This is a genomic window from Bradyrhizobium sp., from assembly GCF_027451485.1.
In the GTDB taxonomy this organism is placed as follows: domain Bacteria; phylum Pseudomonadota; class Alphaproteobacteria; order Rhizobiales; family Xanthobacteraceae; genus Bradyrhizobium.
On record NZ_DAIDJE010000061.1, the window covers coordinates 1 to 17,024 of the forward strand.

Here is a 17,024-nt window from a genome sequence, read left to right on the forward strand (position 1 = left end):
CCTGTCGAGAAGATCAGGGGCAAGCTGGTGCTTATCGGCACCTCGGCGGTCGCGCTGAACGACATCAAGACGACCCCGGTTTCGGCGGCATTGCCCGGAGTCGAGGTCCACGCCCAGGTGCTCGAATCCGCGCTGACCCACACGGTGCTGGCCCAGCCAAATTACGCAATCGGCATCGAGCTTCTCGGCGCCTTCGTTCTCGGTCTTCTGGTCATCATGTTCACGCCAAATCTGGGCCCGGTGACGCTGGTCGGCGCCGGCGCCCTGTTCGCAACCGTTCTGGTTGGAACCTCGTGGTACGCGTACAAAGAGCAGCGGCTCCTGATCGATTTCACCTATCCCTTGCTGTCGACCACCGCGATCTATCTCACCCTGATCTTTGCAAGCTTCGTCCGCGAACAGGCGCAGCGCCGTCAGATCCGCTCGGCGTTCGGCCAATATATCTCGCCGGCCCTGGTCGAGCAGCTCGCGCAGTCACCCGAAAAGCTCAAGCTCGGCGGCGAAGAGCGCGAGATGACGATCATGTTTTCCGACGTCCGCGGCTTCACCTCGATTTCCGAGTCCTACAAGGCTGACCCGCAGGGGCTGACGGCGCTGATGAACCGATTTCTCACGCCGCTGACCGACGCCATTCTCGCCCGCAAGGGAACCATCGACAAATACATGGGCGACGCGATCATGGCGTTCTGGAATGCGCCGCTCGATGACAGGGAACACCAGATCAACGCCTGCAATGCCGCGCTCGACATGCTTGAGAAGATCGACGCCCTCAACAAGGAGCGCGAAATCGAGGCACAGAACGGCGGCCACGTCTATATCCCGATCAATGTCGGGGTTGGCCTGAACACCGGCGTCTGCGTGGTCGGCAACATGGGTTCTAACCTCCGCTTCGACTATTCCGTGCTCGGCGACAGCGTCAATCTGGCTTCGCGGCTCGAAGGGCAGTCCAAGGAGTACGGCTTTCCGATCATCGCCGGCTCCAGAACGGCGCTCGCGGCCAAGGACAAGTTCGCCATCCTCGAGCTGGACTTCATCATGGTGAAGGGAAAGAAGGAGCCGGAGGTCATCTATGCCATCGCCGGACGCCAGGACGTCGCCCAGTCGGCGTGGTTTCAGACCTTGCGCAACCTGACGATCGAGATGCTGGCCTGCTATCGCAGCCGCGACTGGGACGGCGCGCTTTCGTCGATCGAGCGCGGCCGTCGCAGGGATGAGGCCGGCTCGCTCAGCCATCTGTACAAGCTCTACGAGGCACGCATTCGCGACTATCAGAAGAATCCGCCGCCGGCGGACTGGAACGGCGCCTTTGCATTATTGACCAAGTAGCACCGGCACGATGGGCCGGAAGAATGAACCTCTGTATTGCGTGAACTGTATTGCCTGAACTGCGTCGATATGGTCGTTTGGGCGGCGTGAATCGCGGGCTCGGTCCAGTCCGCGAAGCCAAGAACAAGCGGGAGAAAATCCGCATGACGATACCCACGGAAAAAGAGGTCGGCGCGATCGCCATTGCTGCGGGCGTGCTGGTGGACAGGGAAGTTGCCGCGCGCATCGCCAATTCCATCCGACCGGCGTTGGACGCGTTTGCACCGATCGCCGGCACGCTGCCCTTTGATCTCGAGCCTTCCGCCTTTGTGCTCGTTCAGATTTCCAAGGTGAGCCGATGAGATCAGAACCGGCATTAATGTCGCTCGCCGCGGTTGCGCGTGCCATCTTGGAAAAGCGCCTTTCTGCGCGCGAGGTGACGCAGTCCTGTCTCGACCGGATCGCGCAATGGCAGCCGCATCTGAATGCCTTCATGGCGATCGAGGGGGAAGAAGCCTTGAGAGCAGCCGATGCTGCCGACGCGGCTCTCGCCAAGGGCGATCGGCGCGGGCCGCTGCATGGCGTGCCGATGGCGCACAAGGATATGTATTACGAGGCGGGCAAGGTAGTGACGTGCGGCTCGTGTATTCGGCGCGACTTTGTCGCCACGACGACGTCAACGGCGCTGCAGCGTCTCAAGGACGCCGGCACGATACGCCTGGGCTCGTTGCAGATGGCTGAATTCGCCTATGGCCCGACCGGCCACAATGCTCATTTCGGTCCGGTGCACAACCCGTTTGCGCTGGATCATATCACCGGCGGCTCGTCGTCGGGATCGGGTTCGGCCGTCGCCGCGCGATTGACGTTTGCAGCGCTCGGTTCCGACACCGGCGGTTCAATCCGGATGCCGGCGCATTTTTGCGGCGTGACCGGATTGAAGACGACCGTGGGGCGGGTGAGCCGCGCCGGTGCGATGCCGCTGTCGCAATCGCTTGACACGGTGGGACCGCTCGCGCGCACGGCGGAAGATTGCGCGATCCTGCTCGGTTTGATGGCGGGTCCGGATCCTGCCGATCCAACCGCGATCGCTGTACCGGTGCCGGACTATGTGGCGGTGTCGGCCGAACCGATGAAGGGGATCACCATTGGGGTGCCAGGTTCGTTCTACGTCGATGACCTCGATGGCGAAGTCGCAGGGATACTCGATGCAACGATCGCCACGCTCAGACGGGAAGGCGCGCAGATCGTCCGGGTCGATTTGCCCGATCAGCGCCAGCTTTCGGGCGCTGCGCAATTGGTGCTCGCGGTGGAAGCCGCCGCGTTTCATAAACGCTGGCTGATCGAACGCCCGCAGGATTACGGGCCACAGGTCTTGATGCGGCTTCAGAACGGGCTGGCGATTTCCGCAATCACCTATCTTGAAGCCATGCGCTGGCGCGGACCGGCGTTGGCGGCCCACCAGACGGCGACGGCCGATGTCGATGCCGTCATCGCGCCGGTGTCGCCGGTTCCCGCGCCGACCATCGTCGAAAGCGATGTCGGAGGCAGTCCGGGAGCCGAAGCCGTGATCCAGCGGCTGACGCGCTTCACCCGTCCGATCAATTACCTCGGCCTGCCTTCGCTGGCGATTCCCGCCGGCTTTACCCGCAAGGGCCTTCCCGTGGGGCTGCAACTGATGGGCCGCTCGTTCGACGAGGCGACGTTGCTGCGGATCGGCGGGGCGTTCCAGCGCGCCACCGATTTTCACGAAAGGCTGCCGCAACTGCCGTGAGCATGCCCGGGCGCGTTGGCTCAATTTGACGTGGTCAGGCCAGCCAATAATCGCTAGGTTTCCGGGGAGCGCGAGGCGGGACGTCGCGCACCATCACGGGGAGCTTCATGTACCTTTCGGGCGAACACCTTATTGTTATCCTTTTCGTCGGTCTGATCGCGGGCTGGCTGGCCGGCAAGATCGTTCGCGGTGCCGGCTTCGGCATCATCGGCGACATCGTTATCGGCGTGATCGGCGCCTTCATCGCGAGCTGGCTGTTTCCGAAACTCGGGATCAGGGTCGGTACCCACCTGGTATCGGAAATCATCGAGTCGGCGATCGGCGCCATCATTCTTCTGCTGATCGTGCGATTGGTTCGGTCTGGCGGTCGCTTCTGATGAGCCGGTTCCGGGTGGCGCAATGGCCAGCCGGCCCCGAACCGTGGCCCGCCGGCACGATCAGACCCGCTGGCCCCGCGCCGGAAGTAGCATTCGGGCGGGGAGCGTTTAGGACTTCGTTAGACCCTGACTGCGAAAATCGGGTAATATTGTTGCAGACCCCGCGGCATTGAGGTCGGTGATATTGCTGCCTCCCCGGCGGCTATTTTAGCGGGGGGCGGTCCTAGCGGAGAGATCAGGATAAATGGCAGCCGTTCCCGGTGTCCGGCAATCCGAGCTTGGCGAAGCCCTGCGCGCCTGCCGCTCCGCCTTTATCGGGGTCGGCATCATCAGCTGCATGATCAACCTGCTCTACCTGACCGGCTCGCTGTTCATGCTTGAGGTCTATGACCGCGTGCTGCCGAGCCGCAGCGTCCCGACCCTGATCGGCCTGATCATCCTGGCTGGCGGACTCTACATCGCCCAAGGCATCCTCGATCTGATCCGGGGAAGGATCCTCGGCCGCATCGGAACATCGCTCGACGAAGCCTTGAATGCGCGGGTATTCGATATCGTCGTCCGACTGCCGTTGACCGTCGGCGGCCGCAATGAGGGTCTTCAGCCGCTGCGCGACCTCGACAACGTCCGTGGCTTTCTCGGCGGCATGGGACCAAGCGCGTTCTTCGATCTGCCCTGGCTGCCATTTTATCTGGCGATCTGCTTTGCCTTCCATGTGCTGATCGGCGTCACCGCGCTGGTCGGTGCGATCATCCTGGTGACGCTCACCCTCATGACCGAGTTCCTGTCGCGCGCGCCTGCGCGGCAGGCATTGGGCCTCGCGGCGCGGCGCAATGATCTGGCGGCCGCCAGCCGGCGCAACGCCGAAGTCCTGGTATCGATGGGCATGTCCGGCCGACTGACCAAGCGCTGGACCGACGCCAACCAGAACTATTTGAATGGCAACCAGCGCGCCAGCGACGTTGCAGGCGGCCTGGGCGCTGTAGCCAAGGTCTTGCGTATGATGCTGCAATCGGCCGTGCTTGCCGTTGGCGCCTATCTTGTGATCCATCAGGAGGCGACCGCCGGCATCATCATCGCCGGCTCGATCCTGAGCGCGCGGGCGTTGGCGCCGGTCGATCTCGCCATCGCGCACTGGAAAAGCTTCATCGCCGCACGCCAAAGCTGGCAGCGTCTCAACCGTTTGCTGGAATCGATGCCGGCGCGGCCCACGCCCACCTTGCTGCAGACGCCTTCCAGCCGCCTGTCGGTGGAGGCCGTCAGTATCGTGCCCCCGGGCGATCAACGCCTCATCGTGCAGGACGTGACGTTTGCGCTTGCTGCCGGAAACGGCCTCGGCGTCATCGGGCCGAGTGGCTCGGGCAAATCCTCTCTGGTCCGCGCGCTGGTCGGCGTGTGGCAGCCGGCGCGCGGAAAGGTGCGGATCGACGGCGCCGCGCTCGATCAATGGTCGCCGGATGTGCTCGGCCGCCACATTGGCTACCTGCCGCAGGACGTCGAATTGTTCGCGGGGTCGGTCGCGCAGAACATCTGCCGTTTCGATCCCGAAGCCACTTCCGACGGCATCATCGCGGCCGCCAAGGAAGCCGGCGTCCACGAAATGATCATCAAGATGCGCGAAGGCTACGATACGCAGGTCGGCGAGCAGGGGGCTGCGCTTTCCGCCGGACAAGCGCAGCGCGTGGCGCTGGCTCGCGCGCTTTACGGCAATCCATTCCTCATCGTTCTGGATGAGCCGAACTCCAATCTCGACACCGAAGGGGACGAGGCGCTGACGCGCGCCATCCGTGGGGCGCGCGAGCGCGGCGCCATCGTGGTGGTGGTTGCGCACCGGCCGATCGGGATCGAAGCGGTCGATCAGTTGCTGGTGCTGAGGGATGGTCGCGTCCAGGCTTTCGGTCCGAAGGAGACCGTGCTGGCGCAGGTGTTGCAGCCGCGCGTGGCTTCGCCGTCGCCGATCAAGATCGTCTCGGAAGGAGGCGTGGTCAAGCCATGACAGCCGTTCAAAAAGTCATGGCGGATTTTCGGCAGCAGGGTACGCGCTCGTCGATCCAGCGGCATCTGATTGTCGGGATGGCCGTGGTCATCCTGTTGGCAGGCGGCCTCGGCGGATGGGCCTCGACTGCGGAAATCTCGGGTGCATTGATTGCGCCGGGGTCGATCGTCGTCGAATCCAGCGTGAAGAAAGTGCAGCACCCGACCGGCGGAGTCGTCGGCGAGGTGCGGGCCCATGACGGCGACGTCGTCAAGGCGGGCGATGTCCTGGTGCGGCTCGACGATACCGTCACCAAGGCCAATCTCGCGATCGTCACCAAGAACCTCGACGGCCTGTGGGCGCGCGCGGCGCGTCTGGAGGCCGAGCAGCGCGGCCTCGACAAGATCGTGTTTCCGAAGACGCTGACCGATCGCGCCGATGATCCCGACGTCAAGGCGATCATGGCGAACGAGACCAAGCTGTTCGATGTGCGCGTCAACGGCCGCGCCGGTCAAAAGGCGCAACTGCGCGAGCGTATCGTGCAGTTGAACGAAGAAATCGACGGCCTTTCCGCGCAGGAAAAGGCCAAGGACCAGGAAATCAATCTGGTGGAGAAGGAACTCTCCGGGGTCCGCGATCTCTATGACAAGCATCTGGTGCAACTCAGCCGCCTGACGACCCTCGAACGCGATGCGGCGAGGCTCGCCGGCGAGCGCGCGCAATACATTGCCCAGCGCGCGCAGGCCAAGGGCAAGATCACCGAAACCGAGCTACAGATCATCCAGGTCGACAAGGACATGGTCAGTGACGTGTCCAAGGATCTGCGCGAGACCAACGACAAGATCGGCGAGTTCGTCGAGCGCAAGGTCACGGCGGAGGACCAGTTGCGGCGCGTCGATATCCGGGCGCCGCAGGATGGCATGGTGCTGCAATCCACCGTGCACACGGTCGGCGGCGTGATCACCGCAGGCGACACCATCATGCTGATCGTGCCGCAAACGGACGACCTTCAGGTGGAAGCCAAGGTCAATCCGCAGGATATCGACAAATTGCAGGTCGGCCAGAAGACGCTGCTGCGGCTGTCCGCCTTCAACCAGCGCACGACGCCGGAATTGAACGGCCTCGTGACCCGCGTCTCGCCCGACACCACCACCGATCAGCGTACGGGGCAATCCTATTACACCATCCGCGTTTCGATGCCACCGCAAGAGATCGCGCGGCTTGGCGATGTTAAACTCATTCCGGGCATGCCGGTTGAAGCCTTTGTGCAAACCGGCGAACGCACGCTTCTGTCTTACCTGATCAAGCCCCTGAGCGATCAGCTGATGCGCGCATTCAGGGAGAAGTAACGGCGAAACGTTGACTGAACCGTGATTCCCGCTCGCTCGCTCCGCAATAACGTCTAAAGCGCGATCCTCGCGCTTGAGCGCTTTGATCGAGCATGGTCCTTTCGGAAGCCCGATACACCCCTTTCCCGATCATGGTTCAACAGAATTTACCGCGATACGTGCTCCAGCAACAGATCGAGTGCCCGCAAGGCAAAGGCGTGCATGTTGGCGAGACGCTCGGCGCCGCCGGTCTCGAGCGTAATCACTGACGAATGCGGGCCCACAACGGCCATGCAGCTATGACCGGCAGCATCGCCGTAGCGGTTTCCGGTCGGTCCGGTAGCACCGGTCTCCGACAGGCCCCAATGCGTCGAAAAACGCTCGCGAGTCCGGCTCGCCAGCAATTGGGCGTAAGGCTCCGATGCCGAGCGAATTCCCTTCATCGCCTCATCGGGAATATCGGCGAGCAGCCGCCTGGCTTCGCGCGTATAGACCACGGCACCGCCGAGGAAATAAGCGGAAGCGCCGGGCACGGCAAGCAGGCTTGCCGAAATCAGTCCGCCGGTCGACGATTCCGCGACCGCGATGGTCTCCTTCCGTGCCTTGAGCTTGGCGGCAATCTGTTCGGCGATCGCGACGAGGTCTTTCATGAATTTTCAATTCCTGCTGGGGCGCTGGTGACGCGACCCGCTTTATAGCACGCCTGCGATGGCTTTTTGCTGTGTTGCGGGCGAAGGGGCGGCCTGCTTGAATGTGCCAAAAGGGGCTGCTGGAGGAAACCCATGACGTCACCGATCGCGGGTGGTGTGGATTGCGATCTTCATCCCGCCGTTCCTCATCTGACCAGCCTCCTGCCGTTTCTCGACGACTATTGGCGCGACCAGGTGACCACCCGCGGGATGACCGATCTCGTCTCGCAATCCTATCCGCCGAATTCGCCGATTTCGGCGCGGCCGGATTGGCAGCCGGCCCGAGGCAAGCCGGGCTCAAGCCTTGCCGATATGCAGGCGCAGGCGCTGGATTCGTTCGGCGTCCGCTTCGGCATCTGCAATCCGCTGTTCGGGGTGCAGATGGTGTTTTCCGAAGATATGGCGGTGGCCTTCGCCCGCGCCTTGAACGATTGGCTGGTGAAGGAGTGGCTCGACAAGGACGACCGCCTGCGCGGCTCGATCGTCATTCCCGTCCAGAGCGTCGAAAAATCTGTCGCCGAAATCGAGCGCTGCGCAAGGGACAGGCGCTTCGTCCAGGTCCTGATGCTGGTGATGGGCGACATGCCGCTGGGCAAGCGCGCCTATTGGCCGATCTATGCAGCAGCCGAACGGCTGGGCCTGCCGATCGGAATCCACGCCGGTTCGAGCTACCACAATCCGCCGACCTCGGTCGGCTGGGGCTCCTATCACATCGAAGATTATGTCGCACAGGCGCAGGCATTCCAGACACAACTGACGAGCCTGATCACTGAAGGGGTGTTCGCGCGACACCCGAAGCTGAAGATGGTGATGTTGGAAAGCGGCTTCACGTGGCTGCCGCCGTATCTGTGGCGGCTGCACAAGTTCTGGCGCGGCATCCGAATGGAGACGCCGTGGGTCGATCGCGCGCCCCTGGAAATTGTGCGCAGCAATATCCGCTTCTCGTTGCAGCCGGTCGATGCGCCGCCGGAACCGGACGTGCTGAGTCGCTTGATCGACCATATGCAGTCGGACGAATTGCTTCTATTCTCGACTGACTATCCGCATTGGCAATTCGACGACGACGCCGCGTTGCCGCCGGGCATGTCATCTGATCTCGTCCGGAAGATCATGATCGACAATCCCTTTGCGACCTATACCCGCCTCAACGAGTTGGTGATCAGGGAGACCGCACCATGAACATCCAGTTCCGAGAGCAACCCCAAGCGACTTCATCGACTGACAGGAACACCGGCGCCAAAACCGCGATCGCCGATTGCGATATTCACCCGGCCCGCGCGACCGCAAACGAACTGCATCCATTTCTCGCCAGGCGTTGGCACGATCATCTTGAGACCTACGGCAAGCATCCCTATCAGGGTATGATGGAAGGCCCGCCCTATCCGAAGGCGCAGCCGAACGCCTCGCGACGCGATGCGTGGCCGCCTGAAGGCGGCCCGCAAGGCTCCTCGCTCTCCTTCATGCAGAAGCAGCATCTGGATCCGAATAATGTCGTGCTGGGCGTCCTCAATCCGCTCGCAACCGGGCAGGGCATCCGCAACCACGAACTGGCCGCCGCGATCTGCTCGGCAATCAATGACTGGCAGATCGACAAATGGACCAGCAAGGATTCTCGCCTGAAAGGATCCATCGTCGTGGCCAATGAGGACGGGCCCACGGCGGCGGCCGAAATCCGCAAGCGCTCCGCCGACAACAGCTTCGTTCAGGTGCTGCTGCTCAGCCGTACCGTCGAACCGCTGGGCCAGCGCCGCTACTGGCCGATTTATGAGGCAGCCGAGGAGGCGGGTCTTCCGGTTGGGGTGCATGCCTTCGGCTTTGGCGGCAATCCGATCACGGCCTCGGGCTGGCCGAGCTTCTACATCGAGGAAATGGTCGGCCACTCGCAGTGCCAGCAGGCGGTGCTCGCGAGCCTCGTGCTGGAAGGCGTATTCGAGCGGTATCCGCGTCTCAAGATGATCATGGTCGAGGCGGGCTTCGGCTGGGCGCCGTCATTGTCGTGGCGGCTCGACCGCAACTGGAAGCTTTTGAAGAGCGAAGTGCCGCATGTAAAGCGCCTGCCGTCGGAATATATTCGGGATCACATCTGGTGGACGACCCAGCCGATGGAGGACCCGGAGCGGCGCGATCATCTGTTCGATGTCATCGATTGGATAGGCTGGGACAAATTGCTGTTCGCCACCGACTATCCGCATTGGGATTTCGATGAACCTTCACGGGTCTTGCCGCCCGGTGTCAGCGACGCCAATCGCGATGCTTTCTATCTGAACAATGCCAGGAAACTATACGGGCTGCCCTAGCATGATCCGAAAAATGGGCCGGTTTTTCGAAAAGATCATGAGTAAGAAAACAGCATGACCCGTTACGTCGTTGCGCCGGTGAATGAGTTGCCGCCCGGGACGCGCAGGTTTGTCACCATCGATGAACGGCCGATTGCGGTATTCAACGTCAATGGCGAATTCTTCGGCCTGCTCAATCGCTGTCCGCATCAGGGCGCGGCGCTGTGCGAAGGGCCGCTGATTGGTCTTGCGCAATCGTCCGATCCCGGAGAGATCGAATATACAAGGATGGGCGAGATCATCCGCTGCCCCTGGCATGGCTGGGAATTCGATATCCGAACCGGGCAATCCTATTGCGAGCCGCGGCGCTTTCGCACCCGCGCCTACGCCGTCAATGTCGAGCCCGGCGCGGTGGTGGTTAAAGGGCCCTATGTAGCCGAGACGCTCAACGTGTCGGTCGAGAATGATTATGTCGTGGTGGATTTGTAGCCATGATTTTTCTGCTTACTGAAACGCCACTTCAGCGAAGCTGCGCAGCTTGCGCGAATGCAGGCGCTCCGATTCCTGGTGCTTGAGACGTTCCAGCGCCTTCAGGCCTATCTCGAGATGCTGACCGACGCGTTGTCGATAGAACTCGCTTGCCATGCCGGCGAGCTTGATCTCGCCGTGCAGCGGCTTGTCCGAGACGCACAGCAATGTGCCGTAGGGCACGCGGAAGCGATAGCCGTTGGCGGAGATCGCGGCCGATTCCATGTCGAGTGCGACCGCGCGCGATTGCGACATGCGGCGGATAACCGCGGGGCCGCTGATTTCCCAATTGCGATTGTCGACGCTTGCGACCGTGCCGGTGCGCATCAGGCGCTTGAGTTCAAAGCCGGAGAGACCAGTGACTTCGCCGACGGCTTCCTCAAGCGCAACCTGCATCTCGGCCAGCGCCGGGATCGGTACCCACAGCGGCAGTTCGCGATCGAGAACATGGTCCTCGCGGACATAACCATGCGCCAGCACGTAATCCCCGAGCCGTTGCGTATTCCGAAGGCCCGCGCAATGTCCAAGCATCAGCCAGGCGTGCGGCCGCAGCACGGCGACGTGGTCGGTGATGTTGCGCGCATTGGACGGGCCGATCCCGATGTTGATCAGGGTAATGCCCTTACAGCCGGGCTCGACCAGATGATAGGCCGGCATTTGCGGCGTGCGGGCAGGTACCGTGCCAGCCGTGCCGCCGCCAAGTCGCGCATTGCGCGTGATCACGTTGCCCGGTCCGACGAAATAATCGGGGCCGGCCTGCCCCGAGGCAAGACGTTGCTGGCAGAGTTGCACGAAGGCGTCGACATAGAACTGATAGTTTGTGAAGATCACGTAGTTCTGGAAGTGGTCGGGATCCGTGCCGGTGTAGTGATAAAGCCGCCGCAGCGAATAGTCGACCCGCGCCGCGCGGAACAGGGAAAGCGGCCGCGGAGCGCCTGGCACCAAATCGAGCGTGCCGTCGGCAATGGCGTCGTCGATGCCGGCAAGATCGGGCATATCGAACAGGTCCCGGAGCGATCGCGGCGACAGCGTGCTGTCATCCCGGGTGATCGCTGCCTCGATGTTGATGTCCCGCTGATAGGCGAAATGCAGCGGGATCGGCTCGTGCGAACAGCCGATCTCGACGGCTACGCCATGATTCTCGATCAACAGGCCGATCTGCTCGGTGAGGTAGGCGCGGAACAGGTCCGGCCGCGTCACGCTGGTCTCGTGCATGCCCGGGCCCGCGACAAACCCGTAAGCCAGCCGCGAGTCGAGCCGCGCATGCGTTGATGTCGTGATTCTGACAAAAGGGTAGGTGGCACGCACGTGCGCATTAAGTACCGCGCCGTTGACATAGGCCTCAAAGCGGTCGCGGAGGAACTTCGTGCTGTTCTGGTAGATTTCCTCGAGGCGAGTAACCGCCGCGACGGCATCGTCGAACGATTCGCTCGCGATGGTCGGCGGAGCTTCGATGTTCGATGCGGGAGTCATAGGCGGCTCGGCTTCGCTTGTGACACGCGTTCGATCGCAAGAGTTATATCCCAACCGAGCCGCGATGGCATCGATAAACATGCGGGCGACGGCGCGGCAACTCGGGAACTATTTCGTCATCGCGCGCTGCTCGCGCGCGTAGCGCACCAAGGCGGCATAACGATAGAGGCCATGCACGAACTTGCCGTATGGCAACGTGATGAACAGCGCGAATACAACGCCGAGATGCAGCGCGAGTAGCGGACCCATCGCTGACGTCTCACGCCAGACGAGAAGCGTGAGCCCGGTCAGGCCAGTCAGAAACAGCATCAGCGTGAATGCTGCATCCATTCCGGTGCTGTTGGCGTCGATCAGGGCTGCATCGCGTTTGGATTTTTCGGCGAAGAGTCCCGTGGTCCCGATGACCAGGCCGATCCCGCCGAGCGTTCCCAGCACCACCGGCAGGTCCCACCAGGCATAGGGCGCCTCGCGGCCGAGCAGATAGTGATACAGCGTAGCCACGCACGTCGAGGCGAAACACAGAAGAAAGCCGTAGAACGTCAGGTGGTGATAGATCCTGCGGCGATCGGTGGGACGCTCATCTTCGTTGAAGCAACCGCCGCCGCCGCCATCGAGATAACGTAGTTGTCCTGCGTCCCTTATCGCCTGCCACAGCGACGGGGGATCAGGGAGCGTGCCGGAGGGGCCGCCGAGGCCGCGCCAGAACGCTCGCAAGCCCATCGCAAGCGCAAAGATGGCGTAGAGAAACGCCGCGCCGAACAGGGCGGCCATCGCATTATGCGGCATCAGCGTATAGAACGCGCCGGGACCGGTGTGAACGCCAAGCAAGACCTGCGGGTCGATGAAGGCTGCAAAGCCAAAGATGAACGCCGCCACGCTCAGCGCGGCAATGATGCTGATGGCAACGCCGTTGCGGACGAAGAGGCCGGAAAGGGCGCGTGGCCAGGCACAGGCCGCCCAGGACTCCGCGCGCAAGGCCGCGAGCGTCTTCGGCACGTTGACATTGAATTCGTGCGGCGGCGAGAACTGGCAATCAGTGTAGCAGGCGCCGCAGGCGTGGCAAAGGTTGGCAAGAAAATTGAGATCTCCGTCGGAGAAGGCACGGCGCATTTCCATCGCCGGAAACACCGCGCACAGGCCCTCGCAGTAGCGGCAGGAATTGCAGACCGTCATCAGGCGGTCGGCCTCCTCCAGGATCGGGCTTCCATGCATGGCGCGCAGTTGTTGAATCACTTGGTAAGGCCTTTGCGTTCGAGCCAACCCTGGATCAGGCTGGCGACCTCGGCGTTGTTCTTGTCCATCATGATCATGTGTGAATTGCCCTTGATGCCGATCTTGGGCAAGTCGACAACGTCGACGCTGCCGCCGGCCGCCTTGATGCTGTCGGCGAAAGCGACGCCGGCCGCGCGCATCTTCGGCCAGCGCGAGTCGCGGTCGATGTAGTCGCCGTAGACGATCAAGGTCGGAATGTTCTTCAGCGCATCGACCTTGGCGGGATCGCCCACGCCAGCCGGCTCGATGGCGATCAGCGCCTTGACCTTGTCGGGCCGCGCCTGAGCCACCTTGAATCCGAAGGTGCCGGCCTGGCTATGCACCATGATGATGCAGGGGCCGATCCGGTCGACTTCGGCGATGTAGGCGGCAATCGTTGCTTCGTCATTGGTAGTCCAGCGCGGGACCCCCTGCTTGACGAAATCGTCGTAAGCTTCGACGGGGAACTGGCTGCCCGGCAGCACCTTGCGTTTTGCCGGATCCGGATCGTATGAGTGCGGACCGTCGCCAATGCGAAATCGCTCGAACGGATTGGCAGTGGTCAGAAACACCGGATCGCTCTTGAAGACGTCGGGATATGGCGCCCACCCGGCACGCCCGCGTTCCACTGCATCCGAATTGTAGACGCTCCACCCTTTGCGCAGGAAATAGTTGAGCCAGCCCTCACGGCCGTCCGGCGTTGTCTCCCAGGTGACACCAGTCAGTCCGCCGCCGTGCCACATCAGCAGGGGATAGGCGCCGTGTTCGTTGGCCGGCAGAAAGTATTGCACATACATCTGCTCGACTTGGTAGTTCCCATTGGGATCAACCCTGGCCGGCACGCCGCCGGGCGTGAATGTGACTTCCTTGACCGGCTTCCCGCTGATCGTGACAAGACGCCCGCCGACATGGAACGAACCCATGTCGCGCAGCGTGATGGGATCGGCGGCCAGGGCGGAGGCAGCCGACATCAGGGTTGCCGCGGCAATGGCGAAGATGAATCGTGGCATGTGTCCTCCCTATACCGCTCCATGGGCAGCGTTCTCCCCCCTCCTTCCCTTGCAGGGTTGGAGCGGGGGGACATCCGGCAACAATGTGCCCGCAAAATACCCCGTCCCCGACACCTTCCCGCAAGAGGGAGGGGTGTAGAAAGGCCGTAGCTTGCGCTAGTTCCTTGCATTGCGCGCCGCCTCGCGGCCTGCGATCCGGCCGAACACGCTGCCGATGGTCATGCCAATGCCGGCGGCATAACCCTGGCCGAGCACATTGCCGGACATGATTTCGCCCGCGGCAAACATGTTGGCCGATGGCTTGCCGTCTTTCATCAGCATCCGCGCCTGCTTGTTCACGCGCGTGCCAAGATAGGTGAAGGTGATGCCGGGCCGCACCGGATAGGCATAATAGGGCGGCTTCTCAAGCTTCCGCGCCCAATGGCTCTTCGGCGGCGTCAGCCCTTCGGTGCGGCAATCGTCGAGAATAGTATGGTCGAAGGTGCCGGGGCGCACGGCGGCATTAAAGTCGAGGATGGTCTTTTCAAGTGCCAATGGATCGAGCGTGAGCTTTTGCGCCAGCCCCGCGATGCTGTCGCTCTCGATCGGCGGAAACAGCGTCGGCATGAAACTGTTGCGCGAGCTTGCATCGAAGATGATGTAGGCGATCTGGCCGGGCTGCGCGGCGACCAGCCGCCCCCAGATCGCATAGCGCTTGGGCCAGATGTCCTCGCCTTCGTCATAGAATCGCTGAGCGTCGCGGTTGACGACGACGCCGAACACCACGGAATCATGCCGCGTGATGATGCCGCCGTCGAACTTCGGCGCGCGGGCATCGATTGCCACCGCGTGGCACTGCGTGGGGTCGCCGATTTCCAGTACGCCTTTGTCGAGAAGCAGCTTGAGAACCGAACCGCGGTTAAAGGGCGTGCCGCGGATCAGGAAATTGTCGGCGACCTCGCCCCAGTACGTCTTCAGCCACTCGATATTGGCCTCGAAGCCGCCGGCGGCTGCGACCAGTGTCGAAGCCTTGATCGTGGCGTGGCCGTCGCGGTGCTTGAACGTCGCGGACAGGAACATCCCGTCGGCGATCTCGAGGTCGGTCACCTCGGCATCATAGAGCACATCGACGCCGAGTTGCTCGGCAGTCAGATAAAGCGCATTCAGCATCGCCCGGCCGCCGCCCAGGAAGAACGAGTTGGTCCGTCCCAGGCTCAGCGTGCCGCCGAGCGAGGGTTGCCAGCGCACGCCCTGCCGAACGATCCAGTGCAGTATGTCCTTGGACTCGCGGATCATGTGCCGCGCCAGTTCCTCGTCGGTCTTGCCCCCGGTGACGCGAAGCAGATCTTCCCAGAATTCTTCTTCCGTATAAGGCCCGGTGAGGATGTCGGTCGCCGCATCATGCGCGCAACGCATGTTGCGGGTGTGGCGGGTGTTGCCGCCCCGATAGAATTTCGGGGCAGCTTCCAGCACCAGCACCGAGGCGCCGTCGCGCGCGGCGCTGATCGCCGCGCACAGCGCGGCATTGCCGCCGCCGATTACCAGCACATCGTATTTGCGGGTCAAATCCACCATGCTGATTGGTTATCTCGTTCGCATGGAAACCAGAACCCGCATCAACGCAGGGCCGTATCTCTCACCGGCATGATCCGGCCGGCCATGTCAGCCGGCGAGCGCCTTCTGCTTCGCCGCTTCCTCACCGCCACGATAGACGGTGAGCGCGGCGATGATGCCGAGAACGGCGGCGCACATCAGCCAGAATGCGGGCGAGGCCTTGTCGTTGGTATGCTCGATCAGCCAGGTCGATGCGAATGGCGTGAAGGTTCCGAACAGGCCGGCCGCGAGCGCAAACGCCATCGAGAAGCAGGTGGTGCGAACATGTTTCGGCACTATCTCGACCAGCGCCCCGAGCATCGTGCCGCTATAAACGCCGAAATAGAACGAGAACATCATCTCGACCGCCAGCATCTTGCCAAACGTCGGCGCTTCCACCAGCCAGTGCAGCGCCGGATAGGCCGTGAGCAGCGACAGGACCGCGATCCCGAGAAACACCGGCCTTCGTCCGATACGGTCGGAGAGCGCTCCGCCGACGGGATTCCAGATGAAATTGGTCACCGCCACCAGCAGCGTGACCAGAAGCGCGTCCCTTGAGGTCAGCTTCAGCACCGTCCTGCCGAAGGTCGGGGTGTAGACGGTGACGAAGTAGAAGGTCGTCGTCGTCAATACCGCAATCATCATGCCGAGCACGATGATTCGCCAGTTTGCCGCGGCCGAAGCGAACACCTCCCGGGTCGTTGGGTGATGCTTCATCGCGAGGAATTCCGGTGTTTCCTCCAACGTCCGCCGCAGGAAGAAAATTACGGGAATGATGAGGCAGCCGATGAAGAACGGAATCCGCCAGCCCCATGCCGCGACAACTTCCTTGGGGACGATCTCGCTCAACACGAAGCCGATGATGGCGGCGACGAAAATCGCGACCTGCTGGCTCGAAGACTGGAACGAAGTATAGAAGCCGCGATTGCCGGGCGTTGCGATTTCGGAGAGATACACCGACACGCCGCCCAGCTCGACGCCTGCGGAAAAGCCTTGCAGCAGGCGGCCGATCAGCACGATGACCGGCGCGGCGACGCCGATCGTCGCGTAGGCCGGACAAAAGGCGATCGTGACCGTGCCGATCGCCATGATGCTCAAGGTTACGATCAGACCCTGGCGGCGGCCGATGCGGTCGATATAGGCGCCGAGCACGATCGCGCCCACCGGGCGCATCAGCGCGCCGAGCCAGAATACACCGAAGGTGTGCAGCAGTGCTGCGGTTTCGTCATGGGACGGAAAGAACGCCGCCGCAATGTAGCGGGCATAAAAGCCGAACAGGAAGAAATCGAACTGCTCGAGGAAATTGCCGCTGGTTGCTCTGAGGATGGCGCCAATTCGCGATTTAAGCTGAACCGGTGGCGAACTGGACGACGGCGTCATTACTGGTTTCTCCCGGTGGTCCCGCGCAGGATCAGCCCGTTTTGAGCAGGCGGGATTACGTTGCGGGGCCAATCTGCCATGCTGGTGGTCTG

15 protein-coding genes are annotated in these 17,024 nt (G+C 62.4%); 9 read left to right on the forward strand and 6 right to left on the reverse strand.

What is annotated here, in order from left to right; genetic code table 11:
- From NEZ08_RS08565 to NEZ08_RS08590, 6 genes are all read left to right on the forward strand, one after another.
- On the forward strand, positions 1–1,326 hold a 1,326-nt coding region (locus NEZ08_RS08565; protein ID WP_298106178.1), incomplete at its 5' end, for an adenylate/guanylate cyclase domain-containing protein.
- Between the two features lie 143 nt (positions 1,327–1,469).
- Positions 1,470–1,667: a hypothetical protein gene (locus NEZ08_RS08570; protein WP_298106179.1), complete on the forward strand. Its 198-nt coding sequence runs from the start codon at positions 1,470–1,472 to the stop codon at positions 1,665–1,667.
- Positions 1,664–3,076: an amidase gene (locus NEZ08_RS08575; protein WP_298106180.1), complete on the forward strand. Its 1,413-nt coding sequence runs from the start codon at positions 1,664–1,666 to the stop codon at positions 3,074–3,076. Before NEZ08_RS08570 ends, NEZ08_RS08575 begins: the two co-directional genes overlap by 4 nt.
- Before the next feature lie 107 nt (positions 3,077–3,183).
- Entirely contained in the window at positions 3,184–3,453 is a 270-nt protein-coding gene (locus NEZ08_RS08580; RefSeq protein WP_298106181.1) for a GlsB/YeaQ/YmgE family stress response membrane protein, read from the forward strand.
- 244 nt (positions 3,454–3,697) lie between these two features.
- Positions 3,698–5,446 (forward strand): type I secretion system permease/ATPase, encoded by a 1,749-nt coding sequence (locus NEZ08_RS08585; RefSeq protein WP_298106182.1) that lies wholly within the window; start codon positions 3,698–3,700, stop codon positions 5,444–5,446.
- Complete coding sequence (locus tag NEZ08_RS08590) at positions 5,443–6,774, forward strand: HlyD family type I secretion periplasmic adaptor subunit (RefSeq protein WP_298106183.1); 1,332 nt, start codon at positions 5,443–5,445, stop codon at positions 6,772–6,774. The genes NEZ08_RS08585 and NEZ08_RS08590 overlap by 4 nt, the downstream gene beginning before the upstream one ends.
- A 146-nt stretch (positions 6,775–6,920) precedes the next feature.
- Here the strand turns inward: NEZ08_RS08590 and NEZ08_RS08595 are convergent, their stop codons facing one another.
- Positions 6,921–7,403 (reverse strand): CinA family protein, encoded by a 483-nt coding sequence (locus tag NEZ08_RS08595; protein ID WP_298106184.1) that lies wholly within the window; start codon positions 7,401–7,403, stop codon positions 6,921–6,923.
- Positions 7,404–7,535: 132 nt separating this feature from the next.
- Here NEZ08_RS08595 and NEZ08_RS08600 point away from each other — a divergent pair, with 132 nt between their 5' ends.
- Genes NEZ08_RS08600 through NEZ08_RS08610 form a run of 3 tightly spaced genes read left to right on the forward strand, consistent with a single transcriptional unit; the run spans position 7,536 to position 10,207 of the window.
- The gene (locus NEZ08_RS08600) at positions 7,536–8,621 is read left to right on the forward strand and encodes an amidohydrolase family protein (protein ID WP_298106185.1); all 1,086 of its coding nucleotides are present in this window, start codon (positions 7,536–7,538) and stop codon (positions 8,619–8,621) included.
- Positions 8,618–9,739, forward strand: a complete 1,122-nt coding sequence (locus NEZ08_RS08605; protein ID WP_298106186.1) for an amidohydrolase family protein — start codon at positions 8,618–8,620, stop codon at positions 9,737–9,739. Before NEZ08_RS08600 ends, NEZ08_RS08605 begins: the two co-directional genes overlap by 4 nt.
- A 54-nt stretch (positions 9,740–9,793) precedes the next feature.
- Positions 9,794–10,207 carry a Rieske 2Fe-2S domain-containing protein gene (locus tag NEZ08_RS08610; RefSeq protein ID WP_298106187.1) on the forward strand — a complete coding sequence of 138 codons (414 nt, stop codon included), beginning with the start codon at positions 9,794–9,796 and terminating at the stop codon, positions 10,205–10,207.
- A gap of 15 nt (positions 10,208–10,222) precedes the next feature.
- On the opposite strand, the gene NEZ08_RS08615 is transcribed toward NEZ08_RS08610, so the two are convergent.
- The 5 genes from NEZ08_RS08615 to NEZ08_RS08635 all read right to left on the reverse strand — a co-directional run bounded on the left by NEZ08_RS08615 (position 10,223) and on the right by NEZ08_RS08635 (position 16,932).
- Positions 10,223–11,719, reverse strand: coding sequence for an AMP nucleosidase (locus NEZ08_RS08615; RefSeq protein ID WP_298106188.1), 1,497 nt, complete (start codon positions 11,717–11,719; stop codon positions 10,223–10,225).
- 108 nt (positions 11,720–11,827) lie between these two features.
- Positions 11,828–12,931 (reverse strand): tricarballylate utilization 4Fe-4S protein TcuB, encoded by a 1,104-nt coding sequence (gene tcuB, locus NEZ08_RS08620; RefSeq protein WP_298106271.1) that lies wholly within the window; start codon positions 12,929–12,931, stop codon positions 11,828–11,830.
- 17 nt (positions 12,932–12,948) lie between these two features.
- Positions 12,949–13,980 carry an esterase gene (locus NEZ08_RS08625; protein WP_298106189.1) on the reverse strand — a complete coding sequence of 344 codons (1,032 nt, stop codon included), beginning with the start codon at positions 13,978–13,980 and terminating at the stop codon, positions 12,949–12,951.
- 156 nt (positions 13,981–14,136) lie between these two features.
- On the reverse strand, positions 14,137–15,525 hold the full coding sequence (gene tcuA / locus NEZ08_RS08630; RefSeq protein ID WP_298106272.1) for an FAD-dependent tricarballylate dehydrogenase TcuA: 1,389 nt from the start codon (positions 15,523–15,525) through the stop codon (positions 14,137–14,139).
- 96 nt (positions 15,526–15,621) lie between these two features.
- On the reverse strand, positions 15,622–16,932 hold the full coding sequence (locus NEZ08_RS08635) for an MFS transporter (RefSeq protein WP_298106190.1): 1,311 nt from the start codon (positions 16,930–16,932) through the stop codon (positions 15,622–15,624).
- Positions 16,933–17,024: the final 92 nt, after the last annotated feature.

Coding starts and splice junctions, on each gene's coding strand:
- NEZ08_RS08605 (WP_298106186.1), top strand. CDS start 8,618: ATGAACATCCAGTTCCGAGAGCAACCCCAAGCGACTTCATCGACTGAC.
- NEZ08_RS08625 (WP_298106189.1), bottom strand. CDS start 13,980: ATGCCACGATTCATCTTCGCCATTGCCGCGGCAACCCTGATGTCGGCT.
- NEZ08_RS08595 (WP_298106184.1), bottom strand. CDS start 7,403: ATGAAAGACCTCGTCGCGATCGCCGAACAGATTGCCGCCAAGCTCAAG.
- NEZ08_RS08590 (WP_298106183.1), top strand. CDS start 5,443: ATGACAGCCGTTCAAAAAGTCATGGCGGATTTTCGGCAGCAGGGTACG.
- NEZ08_RS08585 (WP_298106182.1), top strand. CDS start 3,698: ATGGCAGCCGTTCCCGGTGTCCGGCAATCCGAGCTTGGCGAAGCCCTG.
- NEZ08_RS08600 (WP_298106185.1), top strand. CDS start 7,536: ATGACGTCACCGATCGCGGGTGGTGTGGATTGCGATCTTCATCCCGCC.
- NEZ08_RS08635 (WP_298106190.1), bottom strand. CDS start 16,932: ATGACGCCGTCGTCCAGTTCGCCACCGGTTCAGCTTAAATCGCGAATT.
- NEZ08_RS08580 (WP_298106181.1), top strand. CDS start 3,184: ATGTACCTTTCGGGCGAACACCTTATTGTTATCCTTTTCGTCGGTCTG.
- NEZ08_RS08615 (WP_298106188.1), bottom strand. CDS start 11,719: ATGACTCCCGCATCGAACATCGAAGCTCCGCCGACCATCGCGAGCGAA.
- NEZ08_RS08575 (WP_298106180.1), top strand. CDS start 1,664: ATGAGATCAGAACCGGCATTAATGTCGCTCGCCGCGGTTGCGCGTGCC.
- NEZ08_RS08610 (WP_298106187.1), top strand. CDS start 9,794: ATGACCCGTTACGTCGTTGCGCCGGTGAATGAGTTGCCGCCCGGGACG.
- NEZ08_RS08570 (WP_298106179.1), top strand. CDS start 1,470: ATGACGATACCCACGGAAAAAGAGGTCGGCGCGATCGCCATTGCTGCG.
- tcuB (WP_298106271.1), bottom strand. CDS start 12,931: ATGCATGGAAGCCCGATCCTGGAGGAGGCCGACCGCCTGATGACGGTC.